The sequence below is a fragment of the Streptomyces sp. NBC_00663 genome (assembly GCF_036226885.1).
Classification (GTDB): domain Bacteria; phylum Actinomycetota; class Actinomycetes; order Streptomycetales; family Streptomycetaceae; genus Streptomyces.
Window position 1 is genome coordinate 1 of the sequence record NZ_CP109028.1, and the last position, 20,433, is coordinate 20,433.

At 68.3% G+C, this 20,433-nt stretch carries 21 protein-coding genes and 1 pseudogene; 11 read left to right on the forward strand and 11 right to left on the reverse strand.

Annotated features, from left to right (window positions below; all coding sequences use genetic code 11):
- Positions 1-1,294: 1,294 nt before the first annotated feature.
- The gene (locus OG866_RS44580; RefSeq protein ID WP_329344659.1) at positions 1,295-2,146 is read right to left on the reverse strand and encodes a helix-turn-helix domain-containing protein; all 852 of its coding nucleotides are present in this window, start codon (positions 2,144-2,146) and stop codon (positions 1,295-1,297) included.
- A 19-nt stretch (positions 2,147-2,165) separates the two neighbouring features.
- Positions 2,166-2,909: a DUF6879 family protein gene (locus OG866_RS44585; RefSeq protein ID WP_329344660.1), complete on the reverse strand. Its 744-nt coding sequence runs from the start codon at positions 2,907-2,909 to the stop codon at positions 2,166-2,168.
- Positions 2,910-3,085: 176 nt separating this feature from the next.
- Between OG866_RS44585 and OG866_RS44590 the strand changes: the two genes are divergently transcribed.
- A complete protein-coding gene (locus OG866_RS44590; protein ID WP_329344662.1) occupies positions 3,086-3,289 on the forward strand; it encodes a hypothetical protein in 204 nt (67 codons plus the stop codon).
- On the forward strand, positions 3,286-3,756 hold the full coding sequence (locus tag OG866_RS44595) for a DUF6415 family natural product biosynthesis protein (RefSeq protein WP_329344664.1): 471 nt from the start codon (positions 3,286-3,288) through the stop codon (positions 3,754-3,756). The genes OG866_RS44590 and OG866_RS44595 overlap by 4 nt, the downstream gene beginning before the upstream one ends.
- On the opposite strand, the pseudogene OG866_RS44600 reads toward OG866_RS44595, so the two are convergent.
- Together OG866_RS44600 and OG866_RS44605 are read right to left on the reverse strand one after the other, a co-directional pair.
- Positions 3,641-4,230: pseudogene (locus tag OG866_RS44600) on the reverse strand (3'-5' exonuclease); the annotation flags it as partial. The gene OG866_RS44595 and the pseudogene OG866_RS44600 overlap by 116 nt on opposite strands.
- Positions 4,197-4,352, reverse strand: a complete 156-nt coding sequence (locus OG866_RS44605; protein ID WP_329344851.1) for a hypothetical protein — start codon at positions 4,350-4,352, stop codon at positions 4,197-4,199. The gene OG866_RS44605 and the pseudogene OG866_RS44600, both read right to left, overlap by 34 nt.
- A 300-nt stretch (positions 4,353-4,652) precedes the next feature.
- Between OG866_RS44605 and OG866_RS44610 the strand changes: the two genes are divergently transcribed.
- Positions 4,653-5,654, forward strand: a complete 1,002-nt coding sequence (locus OG866_RS44610) for a hypothetical protein (protein WP_443063689.1) — start codon at positions 4,653-4,655, stop codon at positions 5,652-5,654.
- Between the two features lie 109 nt (positions 5,655-5,763).
- Here OG866_RS44610 and OG866_RS44615 read toward each other — a convergent pair whose 3' ends face one another.
- Positions 5,764-6,504 (reverse strand): alpha/beta hydrolase, encoded by a 741-nt coding sequence (locus OG866_RS44615; protein ID WP_329344667.1) that lies wholly within the window; start codon positions 6,502-6,504, stop codon positions 5,764-5,766.
- A 286-nt stretch (positions 6,505-6,790) separates the two neighbouring features.
- Between OG866_RS44615 and OG866_RS44620 the strand changes: the two genes are divergently transcribed.
- Both OG866_RS44620 and OG866_RS44625 read left to right on the forward strand, forming a co-directional pair.
- Positions 6,791-7,288: a carboxymuconolactone decarboxylase family protein gene (locus OG866_RS44620; protein ID WP_329344669.1), complete on the forward strand. Its 498-nt coding sequence runs from the start codon at positions 6,791-6,793 to the stop codon at positions 7,286-7,288.
- 228 nt (positions 7,289-7,516) lie between these two features.
- The gene (locus tag OG866_RS44625) at positions 7,517-7,984 is read left to right on the forward strand and encodes a GtrA family protein (protein ID WP_329344671.1); all 468 of its coding nucleotides are present in this window, start codon (positions 7,517-7,519) and stop codon (positions 7,982-7,984) included.
- Positions 7,985-8,013: 29 nt separating this feature from the next.
- On the opposite strand, the gene OG866_RS44630 is transcribed toward OG866_RS44625, so the two are convergent.
- Positions 8,014-8,391, reverse strand: coding sequence for a fic family toxin-antitoxin system, toxin component (locus tag OG866_RS44630; protein WP_329344673.1), 378 nt, complete (start codon positions 8,389-8,391; stop codon positions 8,014-8,016).
- On the reverse strand, positions 8,391-8,630 hold the full coding sequence (locus tag OG866_RS44635; protein ID WP_329344674.1) for a hypothetical protein: 240 nt from the start codon (positions 8,628-8,630) through the stop codon (positions 8,391-8,393). The genes OG866_RS44630 and OG866_RS44635 overlap by 1 nt, the downstream gene beginning before the upstream one ends.
- Positions 8,631-8,727: 97 nt before the next feature.
- On the opposite strand from OG866_RS44635, the gene OG866_RS44640 reads away from it, so the two are divergent.
- On the forward strand, positions 8,728-9,306 hold the full coding sequence (locus OG866_RS44640) for a TetR/AcrR family transcriptional regulator (protein ID WP_329344676.1): 579 nt from the start codon (positions 8,728-8,730) through the stop codon (positions 9,304-9,306).
- Positions 9,307-9,313: 7 nt separating this feature from the next.
- On the opposite strand, the gene OG866_RS44645 is transcribed toward OG866_RS44640, so the two are convergent.
- From OG866_RS44645 to OG866_RS44655, 3 genes are all read right to left on the reverse strand, one after another.
- Positions 9,314-10,219, reverse strand: a complete 906-nt coding sequence (locus tag OG866_RS44645) for an aromatic prenyltransferase (RefSeq protein WP_329344678.1) — start codon at positions 10,217-10,219, stop codon at positions 9,314-9,316.
- A 100-nt stretch (positions 10,220-10,319) separates the two neighbouring features.
- Positions 10,320-10,643, reverse strand: coding sequence for a 2Fe-2S iron-sulfur cluster-binding protein (locus tag OG866_RS44650; protein ID WP_329344680.1), 324 nt, complete (start codon positions 10,641-10,643; stop codon positions 10,320-10,322).
- 181 nt (positions 10,644-10,824) lie between these two features.
- Positions 10,825-11,742: a LysR family transcriptional regulator gene (locus OG866_RS44655; protein ID WP_329344682.1), complete on the reverse strand. Its 918-nt coding sequence runs from the start codon at positions 11,740-11,742 to the stop codon at positions 10,825-10,827.
- Positions 11,743-11,940: 198 nt separating this feature from the next.
- On the opposite strand from OG866_RS44655, the gene OG866_RS44660 reads away from it, so the two are divergent.
- The 4 genes from OG866_RS44660 to cydC are packed head-to-tail and all read left to right on the forward strand — an operon-like array spanning position 11,941 to position 17,813.
- Positions 11,941-13,242 carry a cytochrome ubiquinol oxidase subunit I gene (locus tag OG866_RS44660; protein ID WP_329344684.1) on the forward strand — a complete coding sequence of 434 codons (1,302 nt, stop codon included), beginning with the start codon at positions 11,941-11,943 and terminating at the stop codon, positions 13,240-13,242.
- Positions 13,243-13,259: 17 nt separating this feature from the next.
- Positions 13,260-14,294 carry a cytochrome d ubiquinol oxidase subunit II gene (gene cydB, locus OG866_RS44665; protein WP_329344847.1) on the forward strand — a complete coding sequence of 345 codons (1,035 nt, stop codon included), beginning with the start codon at positions 13,260-13,262 and terminating at the stop codon, positions 14,292-14,294.
- A 34-nt stretch (positions 14,295-14,328) separates the two neighbouring features.
- Positions 14,329-16,068 (forward strand): thiol reductant ABC exporter subunit CydD, encoded by a 1,740-nt coding sequence (cydD, locus tag OG866_RS44670; RefSeq protein WP_329344686.1) that lies wholly within the window; start codon positions 14,329-14,331, stop codon positions 16,066-16,068.
- A complete protein-coding gene (gene cydC, locus OG866_RS44675; protein ID WP_329344688.1) occupies positions 16,065-17,813 on the forward strand; it encodes a thiol reductant ABC exporter subunit CydC in 1,749 nt (582 codons plus the stop codon). The genes cydD and cydC overlap by 4 nt, the downstream gene beginning before the upstream one ends.
- Before the next feature lie 304 nt (positions 17,814-18,117).
- Here cydC and OG866_RS44680 read toward each other — a convergent pair whose 3' ends face one another.
- Complete coding sequence (locus OG866_RS44680; protein ID WP_329344690.1) at positions 18,118-18,753, reverse strand: hemerythrin domain-containing protein; 636 nt, start codon at positions 18,751-18,753, stop codon at positions 18,118-18,120.
- Positions 18,754-19,186: 433 nt separating this feature from the next.
- Here OG866_RS44680 and OG866_RS44685 point away from each other — a divergent pair, with 433 nt between their 5' ends.
- On the forward strand, positions 19,187-20,386 hold the full coding sequence (locus OG866_RS44685) for a ScyD/ScyE family protein (protein ID WP_329344692.1): 1,200 nt from the start codon (positions 19,187-19,189) through the stop codon (positions 20,384-20,386).
- Positions 20,387-20,433 lie beyond the last annotated feature (47 nt).

The window sequence follows — 20,433 nt, forward strand, 5'->3', positions numbered from 1 at the left end:
GCAGACACGACGCGAAGCCGCTACGCGGCTTCCTGCGAGCGCTCCGCGCTCGCCCTCCCGGCGGCTCCGCCGCCGGACCGGACAACTCCGTTGCCCGGAATCCCGGATCACTCCGTGATCCGGGTGACGGAGGCAGCTTCGCAGCCTCCTTAAGCAGCAACGGTGTGAGGGCACACAGGGGTTGACGAGACGTCAAATATTTCTCTGACGGTCCATCAGAAGGTGAGGTGTGCGGAGCCTTCTGATCCCGCAGACTGTCACTTCGCCGTGCCGTTACCCGGATCGCGGAGCGATCCGGGTAACAGCCGAACCACCTCCAACCAGACCTGAAACACAGGAGACTGACGGGCCATCAGAACCACCGGCCACAAGCCGCTAAGCCCACCCGGCGTGCAGGCCAGACGCGACCGCGCCCCACCCACCAACCAAAAGACGCTTAGCCAGCCCGGCGTGCCCCCGAACCGAGACCGCGCCCCGCCCACCCCGGCCCACCACCCAACCAACCACACCGCACCCCACCTAGGCCACCCATCCCCCAGGGCCGCCCGCACGCTTCTCCGCCGTGCTGGAGCGAGCCGAGTAAAGGGTGAAGCGAAGCGGAATCGGCGCAGCCGACGCGACCGCAGGGAGCGCCCTTTACTCGGCTCGCGGAAGCACGACACTGACCAAGAAGCGGGCGGCCCAACAGCCACTGAAAAACACCGGTAAACACACCCGACCCGGAAGAGGCCGACACCAGACGCGGTGCCCTGGAATTCTTGAGGCACGAATACCGACCCTGCACAGGGCAATGCGGCCGACCAGACTGATGCCCGGACCAGACCCTCAGCCATGCTGTAGCACTCCAACCACACAGCAAAACAAATGAGTTGCAGTTCAGGAAAAAGTGACGATGCATCACCTAACCAACAAGGTGACTTCACTCCTTAACCTTCATCCGAAATTCAGCAAAAAAGCGTTCAATATGCTGTTCTGCAAATCCAGAACAAACAGCCCTCTGAGCTGACGGCCCGTCAAATGATTCTGAGGTGCCGTGTGTTCTGCCGCTCCAGAACAAGTCGGTTTATCTAGTGCTACCGTGCCTCCGAACCTGAACGCTTCACCGAACAACGACGAGCCCGATACAGCGCACAAATCGCCGACCTCACCAACACCCGCCAACGGGGCGTTGTGCCGTGAAGTGCAGCGCCTCCCTCGTATCGTCAGAGCGATGCATCGCTCCCCTCCAGGGGAAACATGCAACCAAGAGCCCCTTCGGGCAGGCCAGCGAGCCCACTCATGGCACGGAGCAGTTCTAGGTGACCTTGAGCTCCTTACGGGCGCGGCTGATCAGATTCTGGGCATCAGTGCCGAACACAGCCGACTCGCGCAAGGTCCGCCAGGTACGCAAGTACAGGGCGATCGAGTCGACGTCATCGATCCACAGTTCCGCATGCCAGACCTCGACCACGACAAGACGCTCGTCATGCATCCAGAAGCCACCGGTCGGAGGGATCTTCAGAGAGGCTGTGAACGGGATGATCCCCAGGCGGACCGTGTCCAGGCCGACCAGACCGGCAAGGCGGTCGAGCTGCGCGGCGAGTACTGAGGGTGGGCAGATCAGGGACCTGAGCGCGGTCTCGCCGATCAGAATCTCGAAGCGTTTGCGCGCGTCGTACAGGAGCTCTTGCCGCTTGAGGCGGGCGCGTACGGCCGCTTCTGTGTCCCGGGGTGAGCACTGGAGTTCTGCGTACCGGTTGAAGACGTGCCGGGCGTAGTCGGCGGTCTGGAGGATGCCTGGCACGGTGGCCGGCTCGAAGCCGTGGACTACGGTTGATTGCTCGTACTCGACGGCGATCTTCTGCTGGACCGGTTGGTGCCCGGCGGCGAGCTGGCGACGCCAGGAGCGGATGTGGGACTCGAATCCCCGCAGCCGAGCAAGGAGTTCGCTGTACGCCTCCGGCTGGCCGGTCGCGTGGGCCCAGGCCCGCAGATCTTCAGGGGTGGCGGTCTGCTTGCCGTTCTCCAGTTTCGAGACCTTGGACTGTTGCCAACCGAGAAGCAGCGCGAGGCGGGTACCGGTGAGATGCCCCTCCGGCGCGGACATGCGGAGCTCGCGCAGACGCACCCCGAGCGCCTCGCGTGCGTGCTGGTAGTCCGTCGTCACCGGTCCCCGTCCCGGCCGGTCAGTGGGTGGCCGTGGCGTGCTGTTGGAAGGGCACGGCGTGATGCCAGGCTGCGTCACGGAGCATCGCGTACCTGATCACCTCGGCGGGTTCGGTGATGAGTTCCACGCCGGTGAGTTCGTCGTCCGGCGTGAAGTTGAGCCGGGCTACCAGGCGCGAGTCGAAGATCCAGAAGTCTTCGTTCCCCAGCCGCAGCCGCTCGGCATCCTCCCGGCGAAGGGTGCGGATGTCCTCCCCCAGTTCGGTGTTCCGCTCCGCGTTGGCCAGGAGGTAGCGCTGTCCTGTGGTCGCCGGGTCGTCGATCAGTCGGACGCGGGCGACGGTCTTTCCTGTCGATGTCTGGCGCCTGATCGTCTCGCAGTACCAGGTGCTCATGTCCCAGTCGACGTGCCCGTGTGCGAGGAACTGTGCGTACGTCTCGGTCGATTCGTCGGAGGCGTAACGGCGCCGGGTCTCCAGCCGCCAGGCGGTGTGCTCGAAGATCTCGAAGAGCCGGTTGAAGGCGTCGAGGTCGATCATGCGGGCCTGCCGCGTCCGGTCTTTGGGGGCCCAGTCACTGATCAGCTCACGCGGGACGACGACCGCGACTTCGTCGGGGCCGAAGTGCTGGAGTTGAGCGATCTCCTCGGGGTCTGTCAATGGCGGGCCGTGGACGATCACCTGGCCTGTATCAACGTCTTCGTGGATCGACGGGCAACCGGTATCCCCGCTGCCGGTGCCGTTGAATCGGATGTTGCGCGTCATGTGCTCCTCCCTCGCCGGGCCGTGCTCCGTATTGATCAGCATGTCGCCGGGGCACCTGGCGCGGCTACGACCTCTCTGGCACCGCGTGAGAATGTTCGAGCATATGCAGTAACTATCCGAGAATAATGGCGGATACCTGCTGTCGGACTGAACTCCCCCAGGCCAAAGCTGAGTTCATGACCACTGCACGGAAGCCGGACACGACCGAGGCCGCCGACGCGGTCGAAGTGCTGCGCGGAGCGCTGACGGAGGCCGGGATCGTCCTGCCTTCCCTGGGAGCCGACACAGCCTCGCCCACCCTCAACCTGGTCAGCTTGGGCTGTGTGCGTGCCGACGTCGCGCTCAAGCTGGCCGGCGTACTCCGCCAGGGGCGTTCATGACCTCGTATGAGGCGGGCAGGAACGACTCGGCGAAGACCCGCGAACATGCCGAGGTAGATGTGGGTCCGTGGCGGAAGGCTGCCCTCGCCTACCTGTCTCTGGGCATCCTGCCCCGCTACGACGTCGTCAAGAACCACAGCGTGGAATTCAGCCGCGGCCTAAGGGCGCTCATCGGTGGGATCGAGTGCTTCGTGGCAACGAGGTCGGACGAGATCCTCGCCGACGTCGAGGAGGCACGCCGTCGCCTCACCGTGGTGGAACGTGCCGGACTCATGGGTGAGCACGAACGTGTGATGCGGCTTGCCCAGTCCGTACAAGCACTGTGCGACCACTACGAAACACTCACCGGAATCACGATGTGCCTGGCCTGTGACTCGGTGAAGGGCCCAGCAAGTCCCACGGCGAGGGTGAGGTCGGGGGCTGCGGCACACGTTTGCCGTCAGGGTTGCCCGCGGAATGCTGGTTGATCCAGGACAGGCCGCCCAGGTCGAGTTGGTGGCGGGCTCGGGTGATGGCGACGTAGGCGAGGCGGGCTTCGGCGTCGTCGATGTCGCCGGGGAGGGGGGTGCCGTTCTCGTCGGTTTCTTCCTGGCCGGCGGGTGGGGTGAAGTCCTCGCCGATGCGGACGGAGGACCATTCGCGGCCCTTGGCCTTGTGGGCGGTGGAGACGGTGATTTCGGCGTTCTGTTCGTCGGCGAGTCTGTCCACCGCGGTCAGGATGACGTCGACGCCGTGTTCGTCGACGAGGTCGACCAGGGGGAGGAGGTCGCGGCCTGACGGGTCGTACTCGGCGTACTCCTGGAGTTCGCCCCAGGACTCGAAGAGGATCAGTCGGGGTGGGTGGTTCGTTTGCCGGCCTTGAGGTCGCGGGCTGCTCTCGCGAGAGCCGGTAGGGACTCTCCGCCGCCTACGAGGGCGACCTGGTGGCCTTTGTCGAGCAGGCGATCATCGACAGCGTTGTCGTCTTGCCGGTTCCGGCGCCGGCTTGCAGGACCAGATGGTCCCCGCGCCGGAAAGCGTCGATGGCGCCGCTCTGTTCGGCGGTGGGGGCGGGGGCGGGCATGGTGCTCCTCGAAAGGCGGGCTTATGTGGCTTCGTAGCGCTGTCGAAAGGTGACACAGCGGAACATCCACTGTCCGGTGATCACTGAATCCGCACGTGCGGAGGCGGGCTGCCGGGAGGCGGCTCCGGGCCGACACGAAATGGACAGGACAACCATGGAGGCGTGTTGAGAGTCTTCTGGTTGATCACGTCATGTTGTGGTCGGGACCACGAGGAGATCATCATCAACGCCATTCGTAAGACCCTGGCCGCCACCGCTGTTGTCGGTGCCGTCCTCGCGGGTTCCGCTGCCTGCGGGACGGTGGAGCAGTTGTCCGCGGGCAGGAAGCTCGAGCAGGCCTTCGAGCAGCTCGGGAAGGAGAAGACGCTCTCCTTCGAGGTCGACCTGGACACCGATGCCGCGTCGCTGAAGGCACTCGACGACTCGTCCGACCCGGCGCCCGGTGAGGAGATACCGGACGAGGCCGCTGAGTTGCTCAGTGACGCGAAGATCACGGTCACCGTGCAGTCGAAGAAGCCGCTTGAGGAGTCCGGTGAGAAGGACCTCGTCGGCACGGCCATGAAGGTCAGTACGCCGGACGGTGACCTCATCGAGTACCGGATGATCGGCGACTACACCTACATCCGTGCCGACATGGACGCCGTCGGCAAGACGATGGGCAGTCCTCTGCCGGACGCTGACGATCTGCCCCCGGAGGCCGGGGCGATGAAGGACGTCCTTCAGGGCAAGTGGGTCAAGTTCAACACCGAGGAGATGGACAAGGCTGCCGCCGAGGGTGGTGCCGGCGCCGAGGGGGGTGCCGCGCCTTCTCTCGACTCCAAGACGCAGAAGAAGCTGGTGAAGGCCCTGCGCGGGGTCATCGCCCGCGAGGTGAAGTTCAAGACTGCTGGTGGCGGGGATGGTACTGAGCACGTCATCGCCACGGCTCCCTTCCGCACGCTGGTCACCGAACTGCTCGGTGAGGTCCGGCCGCTGGTGAAGGACCTGCCGCCGGGCATGGAGCTGCCGACGGAGAAGGATCTGAAGGACGCTCCCAACGCCAAGGTGACGGCCGACTTCACGCTCAAGAACGGCGAGTTGGCCCAGGTCGACCTCGACCTCGCCAAGCTGGCCGAGAACGCCAAGGTGAAGAAGCTGGGCCTGACGCTGCGGATGCGCGAGGGCACCAAGCCCACCGCGCCGGCCGGTGCCACGACGCTCGACATGGACGAGCTCATGAACGGCCTCCTCGGCGGGGTGGCGATGAGCGATGCCGAGTTCGAGACGAGCGGTCTCGAGGACATGCCGCAGGACCTGTACTGAGCCACCAGGCGCGGGGCGGCCGCCACTTCGATAGTGGCGGCCGCCGCTGCTACGAAGGCCCGTCCTGGAAGACGGAGTGTGATCTGGTGGTGGTCTGACCCGCCCGGGTTTAGTTCAGGTGCCGTGTGAAGAACCGGGCCGCGCTCTCGCCCGCGAACTGCGGGACGCCGGTGTGGCCGCCCATGTTGGCCTCCAGGGTCTTCTCCTTGGAGCCGAAGGCGTCGAACAGGTCCAAGGCGGCCTGGCGGTCGTTGCCTTCGTCGTCCCATTGCAGGAGGACGTGCAGCGGGATGGTGACCTGGCGGGCCTCTTCGAGGATGGAGCGCGGGACGTAGCTCCCGGCGAAGAGGCCGGCGGCCTTGATGCGCGGGTCGACCGATGCCAGCCGGACGCCGATGGAGATCACGCCTCCCGAGTAGCCGACCGGTCCGTCGATCTCGGGCCGTGCGAGGAGGGCGTCCAGGGTGGCCTGCCATTCCGGGACGGCCTTGTCGACCAGTGGGAGGATCAGGGCGTCGATGAGTTCGTCGTCGACCGGTTCACCGGCCTTCAGTGTTCGGCGCAGTTCGGCGCGGGTCTGCTCCATGGCGGGCCAGCGGGGGCGGTCCCCGCAGCCGGGGAGTTCGATGGTGGCCGTGGCGAAGCCCTGCGCCGCGCTGTGCCGGGCGCGGGCCGCGAGTCGGGGATACATCCTCGTCAGCCCGAGAGTCGGATGGCCGAGCAGGATCAGTGGCACCGGTGCGGCTGCGGAGGCTGATGCGGGGGTCCAGAGGAAGCCGGGGATGTCGCCGAGGGTGAAGGCGCGCTCGCGGACTTCGTCGTCGAGACGCTGGTCGGAGGTGACGTGCATGGTCGTGCCTTTCGGGAGTGCACTGCAACGGCGCTCCCGGACGACCTGCCTATCGTCCGCCCGTGACTCCTGAGGAGAGCACCCATGTCGATACGTTCACGGGTACCACCTCCTCGATCTCTCGCACGGCCTCGGCGAATGTAGCAGCGACCGGCCCCGGGCCGCCAAGCGGTTTTCGCGGGTCTTCGTGGCTGAGTCGCACTCCCCTGCCTGCTCTCGTCACAAATTCCTTCTGGCATCCGTCAATGCAGTGAACACCTCGACGTTGACGCGAAGGAGAGCAGCCATGACACACACGGACCCCGCCTCGATCTCCCGGATGCCTGACCCGACCGCCTACGTGCCGGAGATGAAGGACATCAGCGCCGCGTTCTTCCGGGCCACGGGGAATCAGTCGGTGCCGCGCACCACGATCAACCTCGTTCATCTGCGGGCCGGGCAGATCGTCGGGAACACGTATCTGACGGTTCTGAACACCAGCTTCCTGCGTAAGGCCGGGGAGTCGGAGGAGCGCATCACCGCGGTTGCCTCGTGGCAGGACGCGCCGTACTTCACCGAGGCCGAGCGGGCTGCTCTGGCTCTGGTGGAGGCCACTCTTCAGGCTGCTCCGCACGGTCGGGAGCGTGTCACCGACGAGTTGTATGCCGAGGTGGCCCGGCACTACGACAAGAAGGCGCTGGCCACCCTCACCATCGCCATCGGGCAGATCAGCTTCTTCATCGCGCTGGCCGTCATCGGGAAGCCTCAGCCGGTCTCCTCCCTCGCGGACCAGCAGTGGGACTGAACCTCGTGCTCTCCGCGTAGCGTTCACTCCCGCTCCGTTGCAACGTATCGACTGGGATTCATTGCATTGAACCTTCGTTCGTTGCAACGAAATGCTGGCTTCTACCTGGAGAGATGAGAGTCGGTGGCAATAATTTGATTGCCTCATCCATGAACGCAACGTAGCTTTTCCAGCATCAGAAACCACGTGTCGGCGCCATCGGTGCCCTCAGCCCGGAAGGACACAGCCATGTCGCGGCTCTCGGACAAGCCCTTCGCCTCCTTCCTGCGGTTCGTGGTCTTCGGTGGGGGTGTTGGGGTGCTCAGCAGCTTCGCCGTGGCGATGTTGGCCGTCGTCATGCCCTGGGGGCTGTCCAACGCCCTCGTCACCGCCGTCTCCACGGTGCTGTGCACCGAGCTTCACGCCCGTTACACCTTCGGCAAGAAGCGCGGGGCCGGGTGGCGTGAGCACTGGCAGTCCGCCGGGTCGGCCGGTGCCGCCTATGTCGTGACCAGCCTCGCCGTCTACCTCCTGCACCTGGTGCAGTCCTCCCCCGGCATGCTGACCGAGCAGGTCGTCTATCTCGGCGCTTCCGGGCTTGCCGGGGTCGGTCGGTTCCTCGTGCTGCGGCTCTTCGTCTTCGCCGGTCGGCAGGAGCGGGGCGCACGGCCACTGGGGCAGCCGGTGCGGGCGAATGTGCCCGTTCTAGCGGCGTAGCAGAGGGAGTTGGGCCAGTGCGGCGGGTGCTATGTGGCGGTCGGCCAGGTGCGCAGCTGGGTGGCGATCCTCGCGGTGGTGCAGGCAGGATCGCGGAGGAGGTCGCGTAGGGCCGTTGCGTTCTCTCGGGTGGGCTTGACGGGGATACCGGAGGCTTCCAGGTACATGACGCCCGTCGCCGCGGCTACCGCCATGTTGGAGCGTTCCAGCCAGCGGCAGCGGCCGAGGATGTGGATGAGGGCGGCGGCGCGGGCGTAGGGGCCGTCGTAGACCGGGTGGTCGAGGAGTTCGGCGCGGTGGGCGGCTACGGCGGCGACCGGGATGCCGTAGTCGTCGGGCGCGGGGTCTCGGGCGCCGGCGAGTTCGGCGACTTGCAGGATCCAGGGGACGTCGATGTGCAGGTCCATCAGGCGGCGTGCGCTCCCGAGGCGGTGCGGTCGGCGTCCTCGGCCTCGTCGAAGAGGGCCTGGTGTTCGTCGAGGAAGCGGCGGGCGGCCTCCAGGCCGCGGGCGCGCAGGCCGTCGGTGTCCTCGCGGACCAGGGCGGCGATGTAGTCGCCGACGCTCAGGCCACGGTCCTTGGCACGGGCCTTCGCGAGCTCGGCGACCTCGTCGTCTACGCGGGCGCCCAGTTGTGTCTTTGCCATGCCTGGATGGTAACAGGTGTTACCAGGTGGAGGGAGGATGGCTTGCCTAATGGGTTTAGGCGGGGGGTTAAGGTATTTTGCTTTTTGGGGTGATGTCGTGGCGCGTGTGGGGCTGAGTGCTGAGCGGGTGGTGCTCGCCGGGGCCGAACTGGCCGATGAGGTCGGGTTTGAGCAGGTGACTGTTTCCGGCCTGGCTCGGGGGTTCGGGGTCACCGTCGCGAGTCTGTATTCGCATGTGCGGAACTCGCATGACCTCAAGGTGCGCATCGCGCTGCTCGCGCTGGAGGAGCTTGCCGATCGGGGGGCCGTCGCGCTTGCGGGGCGGGCCGGGAAGGATGCCCTGCGGGCGCTCGGGGATGTGTATCGGGACTATGCGCGGGAGCATCCTGGGCGGTATGCGGCTGCTCAGTTGCGGCTCACGCCGGAGGAGGCGGCTCGTAGTGCGGGGGGACGGCATGCGTTGATGACTCGGGCCGTGTTGCGGGGGTACGACCTCGTGGAGCCTGAGCAGACGCATGCCGTCCGGTTGCTGGGCAGCACCTTCCACGGCTTTGTCAGCCTGGAGGCGCAGGGCGGGTTCAGTCACAGCGCTCCGGAGAGTTCGGAGAGCTGGGATCGGGTGATCGACGCCCTTGATGTGTTGTTGTGTGGCTGGCCCGGCCCTGCGCGGGACTGACGTCCGGTCAGCTTGCTGTGCGGATGCGGTCGTGGGCCGCTGAGGCCAGCTGGTGGTACGTGGCGAGTTTGTAGTACTCCTCGCTGCGGGACAGGGCCCCTGCGTAGACGAGGACTCGGTCGCCGTCGTAGGTGTACGGGGCGTTGGCTGCGAACTCGCCGAGCTTCGGCTCCAGGAGGGCGGGGAGGGCCCTGGGGTCCGTGGTGCGGGTGGAGAAGCTCAGGCGTTCCACCTTCGTGGAGTCCCAGCCGAAGGTGGGGTACAGCGCCGACGACGTCTCTATGAAGGAGAGCAGCTGCTCGCTGGGGTCCGGGAGGCCGAACTCGCGGATCAGGGAGAGAGCTGAGTCGCGGGTGACGTGCTCGGGGGACAGGCCGTTGAAGTAGAGGTTCCAGGTGCGGCGCGCGTAGTCGATCGCTATCGCGGAGACCTTGTTGTCCAGGCCGTGGGCGGCGAAGGTGCGCAGGTGTTCTTGCAGGCCGCTGGGGATGGACGGCAGCTGGTCCGCCAGGCGGGCCGGGTCCTGGAGGTCGCTCAGCGGGAAGAAGACGTAGGCCTTGTTGAAACCGCCGTTGAGGCGGTGGTCGACGCCGTAGGACTGGATCGGGAAACGGGCCTGGATGTCCGCGAAGAGGGTGCGGATGGGGTGGTCCGTGTCGTCGACCAGGCCGTGGGTCAGGGCGCGGGTGTAGGGGTCGCCGGCGGCGGTGGGCATCGTGAAGTCGAAGGAGAGGTCTCCGATGTGGCCGCCGCTGGTGACCATGTTGAAGACGACGCTGCCGTCGGTGAGTACGTCCTGGAACGCGGTGAGGGCCGGCCACATGGCGTCACGTGAGCAGTCCACGCCCAGCAGGGCTGCTGCTTCTTCCACGGCCGCGTACAGGCGGGTTATGTCGGCTTCTCCGGACGTCATCGGGCCCCCAGGTGTGTGTCGGTGGAACGGCGGTCCTCCGCAGTTTCCGTTCCTCACCTTGGCTGGGGGTGGATGGCGGGTCGGGTCCGGCTTGGGCGCGTCAGTTCTGGCGTTCGGGGGTGTGGACTATCAGGCCGTCCATCGCCTCGGTGATCTTCAGGCGGCAGCTGAGGCGGCTGGTGGGGCGGCGGGGGCAGACGGTGTAGTCGAGCATGTAGTGCTCGTCGGGGTGTGGGGGGTCTGGTTTGTCGAGGGTGGTTTCGTCGACGTAGACGTGGCAGGTCGCGCACTGCATGTTGCCGCCGCACTGGGCGACGATGCCTTCTACGTCGTTGAGTTCGGCGGCGCGCATGACGGTCGTGCCGATGGGGGCGTCGAGGGTGCGTTCGGTGCCGTCGGCGGAGATGTACGTGATCTTGGGCATGTGGACCCCAGTGAAGAGGCGTGGAGGATCGCTTGAGAGTCGGTGGGGACGCGACACCTCTCCGGCTCTTCAGCTCGCCGCCCGGCAATACGGCGCGGGGCGGGCGGGGAAGGGCAGTGAACGTACCAGAGGACTTTGGGCGGGCCAAGTCCAGTTCTGCTTGAGGATCGGTCGAGAGGGTCTAGGGATTTGGTCGGCGGGGGTCCGGTAGGCGGTGGGTCATGAAGGGGCGGGATGTGATGAATTCCCGGAATTTCACGGCCGCTTCGGAGAGGTAGGCGTCGCGGCGCCAGACCAGGGTGAGGACGCGGTGGCAGGCGGGGGCGTCCAGGTGGACCCAGGCGACGGGGACGCGGGTGTCGGTGCCGGCCTGGCGGGACATCGCCGGGATGAGGCCGATGCCGAGGCCCGCACTGATGAGGACCTGGCTGGCGCCGGGCTCGTCGCCCTCGCAGGAGATCACCGGGGTGTGGCCCTCGGAGGCGAACAGGCGGTCCAGCAGGGCGCGTTGCCAGTGGCTCCTGCGGGTGGTGACGAAGGGCTCGTCGGCGATCTCGGGGATCGTCACGCTGTCGCGTCCGTCCAGCCAGTGACCTCGGGGAACGGCCAGCAGGACCTCCTCCCGGGTGAGTTCGAGGGAGTCCAGGTGGGGGTCGTTCAGGTGCTGCGAGGCTACGCAGAAGTCGACCTCGCCCGCGCGTAGTTGGCGTTCCATCTCCTCCGCGTTGGACTGGAAGAGGCGGACCTCGGCGCGGGGGTGGGCCAGGCGGAAGCTGCCGAGGACCGTGGTGATCGTCAGGAGGGTCTCGCAGGCGATGCCGACCCGGCCCAGGCCCAGGTCACCGGCCTCGCGGACGGCTCTGACGCCGTCGTCGAGCTCGCTGAGGGTGCGGTCGACGTGGCGCAGGAACATGGTGCCGCCGGCGTTGAGTTTGATGCCGCGGCCGTGGCGCTCGAACAGCGGGGAGCCCAACTCGGCCTCAAGGCGGGCAATAGTGCGGCTGAGCGAGGGTTGGGCGATGCCCAGTTCCTCCGCGGCGCGGCTCATGTGCTCGAAACGGGCGACGGTCTGGAAGTAGCGCAACTGAAGCAGATCCACGGTCCACCTTCACCTATAACTGTCGAGGCATCGTCACATGGCAAAACCGGTCTTGGAAATGCATGAGTGTTGTTCTCTACCGTCTTTCCGGGGCCACCGCACAGGTGGCGGGCTTCACCGCCCGATGCCTGTACACGCGACGCGAGGGTCCCGCACTTCTGTCCTTGTCCCGCCGCCCTCCCTCAGGAAGGTCGCACCATGAGCGCTGCGGAGCTGGCCCGACTCCAGTTCGCGGCCACCACCGGTATCCACTGGCTGTTCGTGATCCTCACCATGGGGCTCGTCCCCCTGGTCGCGTTCATGCACACCAGGGCCGCATATACCCGTGATCCCGCCAAGAGGGCTGTCCGGGAGCGCATGACGCGCTTCTGGGGGCAGCTCTACGTCATCAACTACGCGGTCGGTATCGTCACCGGCCTTGTCATGGAGTTCCAGTTCGGCCTGAGCTGGAGCGGACTGAGCAAGTTCGCCGGGAACGTCTTCGGCGCTCCCCTAGCGCTGGAGACGCTCATCGCGTTCTTCGCCGAGTCCACCTTCCTCGGAATGTGGATCTTCGGCTGGGGCCGGCTGCGGCGCGGCGTGCACGTCACGCTGATCTGGCTGGTCGCCCTGACCGCGTACGCCTCCGCGTACTGGATCCTCATCGCCAACGGCTTCATGCAGCACCCGGTCGGCTACGAAGTGCGCGGCGGTGTCGCCTACTTGACCGACTTCGGGGCGCTGCTGACCAACGAGATGTCACTGGTCGCCCTCGCCCACATCGTGCTGGCCGCGCTGACGACGGGCGGTCTGTTCGTCGCCGGCGTCAGTTGCTTCCACTTCCTTCGGGGAACGAAGGAGACGGAGCTGTTCCGTTCCTCGCTGCGGCTGGGTACGTGGGTGGCGATGCTCGCCTCGTTCTTCGTCGTCGTCGTGGGTGAGTTGCAGCGTCCGATCATCGAGCGGACCCAGCCGATGAAGAACGCCGTGCTGGAGAACTCCGGCGTCGCCGAGGTTCAGCGGCGGCTGGTGGAGCAGTTCGGTCCCGGCGACTACGTGCCGCCGGAGGGCTGGATCCACCTGTCGATGAACGCCATGACCATCATCGGCAACACGATCTCGACCATCACCTTCATCGCCGTGTTCCTGCTGTGGAAGGACCGGCTGGTGCGGTGGCGTCCCATGGCCTGGCTGATGGTGGCGGTCATCCCGTTCGCCTTCCTCGCCTCGGTGGCCGGCTGGGTGGTGCGCGAGGTCGGGCGCCAGCCCTGGATCGTCTACGGCCATCTGACGGTCGAGGACGCCCTGTCCCACGTCAGCAGGGCCTCGTTGATCGTGTCCTGCACGGTGTTCATCGCCATCTTCGTGGGGCTCGCGGTGACGAACTGGACGCTGATCGCCCGGTTCGCCGTACGCGGTCCTGACGCCACCCAGCTCGGCGTCACCGAGCCGCTTCCCGAGGGTCTGCCCGAGCAGCCCACGGGCGGCGCCGACGACAAGCGGCCGGTCCCGGCTTTCTAGAGGGAGAGTTGAGCGAGATGTCTCTGGAGATCGCCTGGTTGGGCCTGCTGGGCCTGATGCTCGCCGGGTACTTCGTGCTCGGTGGATACGACTACGGCGCACAGATGCTGCACCCCTTCCTCCGCGACGGAAGCGAGGAGGAGGCGCGGGCCGAGAAACCTGCGGGCGGTAATGCCGCGCTGGACGCCATCGCGCCGTTCTTCCTCGGCAACGAGGTGTGGCTGGTGGCCTTCGCCGGGGTGATGTTCGGTGCCTTCCCGCATCTGGAGGGCACCCTGCTGTCCGGGCTTTACCCGCTGATCGTGGCGATTCTGGCCGGGCTGGTGCTCGGCAACGCGGCGGTGCAGCTGCGCCGGCGGGCCCGTGGGGCCCGGAGCCGGCAAGTGTGGGACGCGCTGGTCGTGTTCGGCGGTGCGGTGCCCGCACTGTGCTGGGGGCTGGTGGTGGGGCTGCTGCTGCACGGAGTGCCGCGGCGGGCCGACGGCAGCTTCCACGTCGGGTTCGGCGAGGTGTTCTCGCCGTTCGTGCTGGTGTGCGGGATCGCCACGATCCTGCTCTTCGCCGCGCACGGCGCCGGCTTCGTCGCCATCCGGTCGGAGTCCGAAATGGCTGCGAAGGCACGGGAGTTGGGTGCCACGTTGCTGGTGGGTGCCGGGGGCGCGGCCGTTGTCGCGCTGCTGCTCACCTTCTTCGGCTCGGGCGCCTCGATGACCAATCGCGGGGTGTCGGGAGTCATCGCCGGAGCCCTTGTGGTGGCGCTCGCTGTCGCCTGGCGGTCTTTCACCGGCGGGCATGAGGTGCGGGCGTTCGTGGCGACCTGCTGTGCGACCGCGCTGCCGGTGCTGCTGGTGGGGGCGGGGCACTACCCGTATCTGCTGATCAGCTCGGCCGGGCACGGCCTCGACATCCACGACGCCGTCACCGACGACGCCACCTTGAAGATCCTCAGCGTGTTCGGGGTGCTGGTGGTGCCGACGATCCTCGCGTACCAGGCGTGGAGCTGGTGGGCGTTCCGCGGCCGTACGGGCGTTCGCCACCCCAGCTACTTCTGAGCAGCGGCCGTACGGGAAGGGGAAGGGGTCCGGGATGAAACCGGTCGAACGTCGGCTGATGCGGGAACTTCCGGTGCTGCGGCGCCACTTGGCGAACTCGACGGCCCTCGCGCTGCTCGGCGCGGGGCTCGTCGTCGGCCAGGTGACCCTGCTGGCGACGGTGCTCGCGGACGGGTTCGGCGGGCACACGGTCGCCTTCGGGACGCTGGCCGCGCTGGCTGCCGTGGTCGTGGGACGGGCGCTGCTGGCGTGGGCGCGCGGTGTGCTCGCGCAGCGTGCCGCGTCCGGCGCCAAGCACGTGCTGCGCGAGCGGCTCACCGACCGGCTCGGCCAGGCGGCGCCGCTCAGGCTCGCGGCGGGCCGGCACGGGGAGACGGCCACCTTGCTCACCCGTGGCCTCGACACCCTGGACCCGTACGTCACCGGGGCGCTGCCCACGATGGCCGCCGCCGGTGTCGTACCGGTCGCGGTCGTCGGGTGGCTGTTCGCGACGGACTGGACCTCGGCACTGATCGTCGTCGTGACCCTGCCGCTGATCCCGGTGTTCGGGGCGCTGGTCGGCATGCACACCGCCCGGCGCACCGCGCGGCAGTGGCGGTTGCTGGCGCGGCTCGGCGGTCATTTCCTGGACGTCGTGGCCGGGTTGCCGACGCTGCGGGCGTTCGGGCGGGACCACTACCAGGCGGGGCGGGTCGGTGAGATGGCCGACGCGCACCGGCGGGCCACGATGCGGACGCTGCGGGTGGCGTTCCTGTCGTCGTTCGTGCTGGAGACGGTCGCGACCTTGTCGGTGGCGCTGGTCGCGGTGCCGGTCGGGCTGCGGCTGCTGGACGGCCACCTGGATCTGCGGACGGCGCTGATCGTGCTGTTCCTGACGCCCGAGGCGTATCTGCCGCTGCGGGCGATGGGGGCCGCGTTCCACGAGAGCGCCGAGGGGGTCACGGTGGCCGAGCAGGTCTTCGCGGTCCTCGACGAGGGCGAGGACCGCGGTGCGCGGTCGGATGAGCGGATCGCGGTGCCCGAGGTGCGTGCCGTGTCGGTACGGCTCGACGGCGTCGGCGTCGTCTATCCGGGGCGCGCGGCAGCGGCCCTGGACCGGGTCTCGCTGCATGTGCGGCCCGGGGAGCACATCGCCCTGGTCGGGCCCAGCGGGGCCGGAAAGTCCACGCTGCTGGCCCTGCTGCTCGGCTTCACCCAGCCCTCTACGGGCCGCATCACGGTCGGCGGCATCGACCTGGACCGCCTGGACGCCGACGAGTGGCGCGAGCGGCTGGCCTGGGTGCCACAACGGCCCCATCTGTTCGCGGCGTCCGTCGCCGACAACATCCGCCTCGGACGGCCCGACGCGAGCGACGCCGAGGTACGGCAGGCCGCCCGCGACGCACACGCCGACGCGTTCATCGAGGCGCTGCCGCGCGGCTACGACACCCCGCTCGGCGAGCACGGCGCGGGACTGTCCGCCGGCCAGCGCCAGCGCATCGCGATCGCCCGGGCCTTCCTCAAGGACGCCCCCATCCTGCTGCTCGACGAACCGACCGCCCACCTCGACCCCGACAGCGAGGCCGCCGTCACCCACGCCACGGTGCGGCTCATGCGCGGGCGCACCGCGATCGTGGTGGCCCACCGCACCAGCCTGCTGCCGTACGCCGACCGGATCGTCACGATGAGGGGCGGGCGGGTCGACTCGGACGTGGGCACGATGGTGACCCGGCACGCCCTCAGTGACCTCGTCTCGTCCCAACTGGTGCCCGTAGAAGGGCCGGTGGCCTCATGACCTCGCACGTGGCGGCCGTTGGCCGTACCGACTCCCGCCTGGCGGCCGTCCATTCCCCCGTCCGGCCGTCAGGCGGGTCCCCTCATCCGACGTTGCGGCTGGCGCGCCACCTGCTGCCGTACTGGCGTCGATTGCTGCCCGCCGGGCTCGCCGCGGCCGGCAGCGAACTGGCCGCGGCGGCCCTCATGGCCACCGCGTCCTGGCTGATCACGCGGGCCGCCGAGCATCCGCCGCTCGCCTCGGTGAGCCTGGCGATCGTCGCCGTGCGCGCCCTGGCCCTGGGGCGCGGCGCGCTGCGCTACGGCGACCGGCTGCTGGGGCATGACGGGGTGCTGCGGGCCGTGGCCGGGTTCCGGACGCGGGTGTACGAGGCGCTGGTGCCGTTGGCGCCCGCGGGGACACCCGCCTTTCGCAGCGGCGATCTGCTGACGCGGCTGGTCGATGATGTCGACGCCGCCCAGGATCTGCTGCTGCGGGTGCTGCTGCCGACCGGCGCGGCGCTCGCCGTGGGGATCGCCGCCACGGTGACGGCGTGGATGCTGCTGCCGCAGGCGGGGCTGCTGCTGGGGCTGCTGCTGGCGCTGGCTGTACTGCTGGTGCCGGCCGCGGTGCTCGCCGTGGCCCACCGCACCGGACGGGAGCAAGCGGTGGCTCGGGCCGAACTCGCCGCGCGCGTGGTCGACTTGACGGAGGGCGCGGCGGACCTCGCCGCGTACGGGGCCCGAGGGCGGGCCGTGGGGCGGGCGCAGGATGCCGCCGCGCGCATCGCCAGGCTGGAGCGGCGGCGCGCGCTGACCACCTCGCTGGCCTCGGCCGTACTACTGCTCTTCCAGGGCGCGACGCTGGTCGCGGTGGTGCACGGTGCGCTGCGCGCCCATGCCGACGGGCGACTGCCCGCCGTACAGCTGACCGTGCTGGCCGTGCTGGCGCTGGTTGCCTTCGAGGCGTTGGAGCCGCTGCCGGGGGCCGCGTTCCGGCTGGCCGAAGTGCGGGTGCGGGCACGGCGGTTGGCGGAGCTGTTCGACACTCCGGCTCCGGTCGTCGAGCCGGCTGCTCCGGTGTCGCTCGACATCGACGGGGCGGTCGGGGTGCGGATCGAGGACCTGACGGTACGTCATGAGGTGGGCGGGGCGGCGGCCCTGGACGGGCTGAGCCTGGAGTTGCCTGCCGGGCGGCGCACTGTGCTGCTCGGTGCGAGTGGGTCGGGGAAGTCGACGCTGATCGCTGCGCTCATGCGGTTCGTGGAGTACGAGGGCGGCAGCGTTGTGGTCGGTGGCCGTGAGCTGCGGGACTGTGCCGGTGACGAGGTGCGGCGTGTGATCACCGGGATGACGCAGGACGCCCATGTCTTCCACGCCTCCATCCACGCCAACCTGTTGCTGGCGCGGCCGGACGCCGAGGACGCCGAGCTGCGGGAGGCGGCGCGCCGGGCGCGGATCCTGGACTGGATCGAGTCGCTGCCCGACGGCTTCGACACCGTGCTCGGCCCGGACGGCACCCAGGTGTCCGGTGGTCAGCGGACGCGGCTGCTGCTGGCCCGTGCGCTGCTCGCCGATCCGCCGGTCCTCGTCCTGGACGAGCCCACCGAGGGACTCGACCCGGACACCGCCTCGGCCGTGCTCGCCGACATCCTCGATGCCACGCGTGGCCGTACGACACTGCTGGTCACCCATGAGCGGGCGGGCTTCGCCGGGGCCGACCAGGTGGTGACGCTCGATGGGGGGCGGGTGCTCGCCTCGCGCTGAGGATCCGCGGGGAGGGGCGCGTGGTGGCGTTGTGCGGGTGCGATGCGGGTGCGGGTGCGGCACCGTTGTGGCTGCGGCGCCGTTGTGGCTGGTCGCGCAGTTCCCCGCGCCCCTTGGGCGTCGTCTCGGCGGTAGCGGACAAGGGCCGCAGCGATGCCGACGAACCTGAAGCCTGGCTCAGGCTGGAAGAGAGGCTTGGCAGAGCTCTGCCGTGTGAGCTGCGCACCGGCCTGGACGCCTAAAAGGGGACGCGGCCTCTGGTGGGTAGAGGCCGCGTTCGTTGTGCGTTGTGCGTTGTGCCTTGTCAGTTCTTGGTGTTCCACCTGTCGAGTTCGATGTACGCGGGCACCCAGGCGGCGTGGTACGCGGCGCGGACGGGCTCGGGGAGGATGGCGAGCATTCCGTCGACGGTCTCCTGGTCGGCGCCGTCGAGGACCCAGGGGGTCAGGAGGGGGCCGTCGGGGCCGGTCTTGGCGCCGTGGATCCTGCCGTAATGCTGCCACTGCTCAAGGGTGAGGACCTCCTGGATCAGGGGCAGTGCCTGGTCCTCCTCGTGCTTGAGGTGGCCGGTCAGGTTGGTGGCCAGGGAGTCGACGGCGGCGGCGAGGCGTTCGGCGTCGGCCTCCGGGTCGGCGAGGGCGGCGTCGATGGTCTCGACGAGCGGGTCGATGGAGGCGTGCTCGGCGTCCATCGCGTCCAGCAGGGCCAGGTCGTCGGGGCGGTCGGCCACGGTCTGGCGCAGCACCGGCCACAACGCCTCGTCCTCGGCGGTGTGGTGGATGTGCAGGGCCTTCTTGAAGATGTCCCAGCCGGCGGCACCGGCGAGGGTGCGCCGCGGGTCGTCGTCGACGCGTGCCGTGATCGTCGCCATGATCTCCAGCTCGCGCCGCAGCGCGTTGTGCATCGCGTACATCAACGACATGTCGAGCCTGTCACCCATGGTCTCTCCCGATCTGTTCCGGTATCAGTAGGCCGGATTCCTCGCATCCGGCCTGATCCGCCGTGTGCCTCGGCTCCGTGCCGTGTGCGACCGCGTCGATCCGCGGTCCCACCCCCATGACAGTCCGCGGCGCCGAAATGTGACCGGCGGACCTCGAACGTAACTGGAAAGTCCGCCCTTGCCCCGTCGGCTGTACTCGGCCGCAAGCGGGGGACGAGCAGCGGGAGTTGGGGGCGGGGGGCGGTGGGTGCTCGGCGCCAAGTCGGCGCCAAGTTGATCGGCAGTCATGAACAAGCCATGTCGATGATGCTGAGGCGCCAGAACAAGATGCAGGGGGCGGGTCATACCGCATCAGTGCGAGTCGGTCCCGGTGCGTCCTGTCGTGAACACCAGTCAGCAAGTCGTGGTTTCGACCGGAGGGAATGAGTCCAAGATGCGGCGTCTCAAAACGAGCAGGATGCTGGTCGCCGGAGTGGCGGCCACAGCAGCGCTCGTCGGCCTGGGAGTCGGACCGTCGGGGCAGGCGGCCGAGGCCGCCTCCCAGAAGGCCCGCCCGACCCGCCACCTCACCAGCGACGCGCCGGTCACCGTGGTGGCCCGCGGGCTGGACTCACCGCGGAACCTGGCCTGGGGTCCTGACGGTGAGCTCCTGGTCACCGAGATGGGGGCCACCCCCACCGCGTGCCAGGGCACCGGCTTCGCCACCAGGTGCTACGGCCAGACCGGTTCGGTCGCGGACGTCTCCTCGGGCACCCCGGTGCGGATCGCCAAGAACCTGCCGAGCGTGTTCAACCAGGAAGAGACGATCGGCCCCAACGGAATCACCGTCGGCCGCAACGGCCACATCTACACGCTCCAGGCCGGCTCGCCGGAGCAGGTTCCGGCCGGTCTGCCCGCGGACCTGACCAAGACGCTGACCGAGCAGTACGGCTCGATCATGGACATCACCGACGGGCAGCGCAAGGTGATCGCCAACCCGGGCACGGTCAACTGGAACTGGACCAAGAACAACCCGGACCTGTCCGACACCTACCCGGCGTCCAACCCGTACGCGCTGACGACGAAGCCGGGTGGCGGGTTCTACCTGGTGGACGCGGGCGCGAACACGCTGAACTCGGTCGACCGCAAGGGCAAGACCAAGGTCCTCGCCTTCGTGCCCGAGACGCCGGGCGGCTCGGACGCCGTTCCGATGTGTCTCGACGTGGGCCCCGACGGTGGCGTGTACATCGGCCAGATCACCGGGCACGGCAACTCGGCCACCGCGGCCAACGTGTACCGGTACTCGCCCAAGACCGGCAAGCTCAAGGTCTGGCAGAGCGGCTTCAGCGCCATCAGCGGCTGTGGCTTCGGTGCCAACGGTGACTTCTATGTGACCCAGTTCGACACGACCGGGTTCCTGCCGACCGGTGACCCGGTCGGCAACGTCATCCAGATCAACCACAAGGACAACTCCCGTACCGTCCTGGCGGACGAGAAGCTGTTCGCGCCCACCGGCTTCCTGGCCGGCGCCGACGGCTCCATCTACGTCGCGGACAAGACCATGATGTGGCCGGCCTGCACGGACGCCCCGGCCTGCACCAGCTCCACGGACATCCAGGCCACCGGCGACGGACAGATCGTCAAGATCGGCTGACGTCCGCTCCCCCGCTCGCGGGCCGGGCCGGACTACCCCTAGAGGCC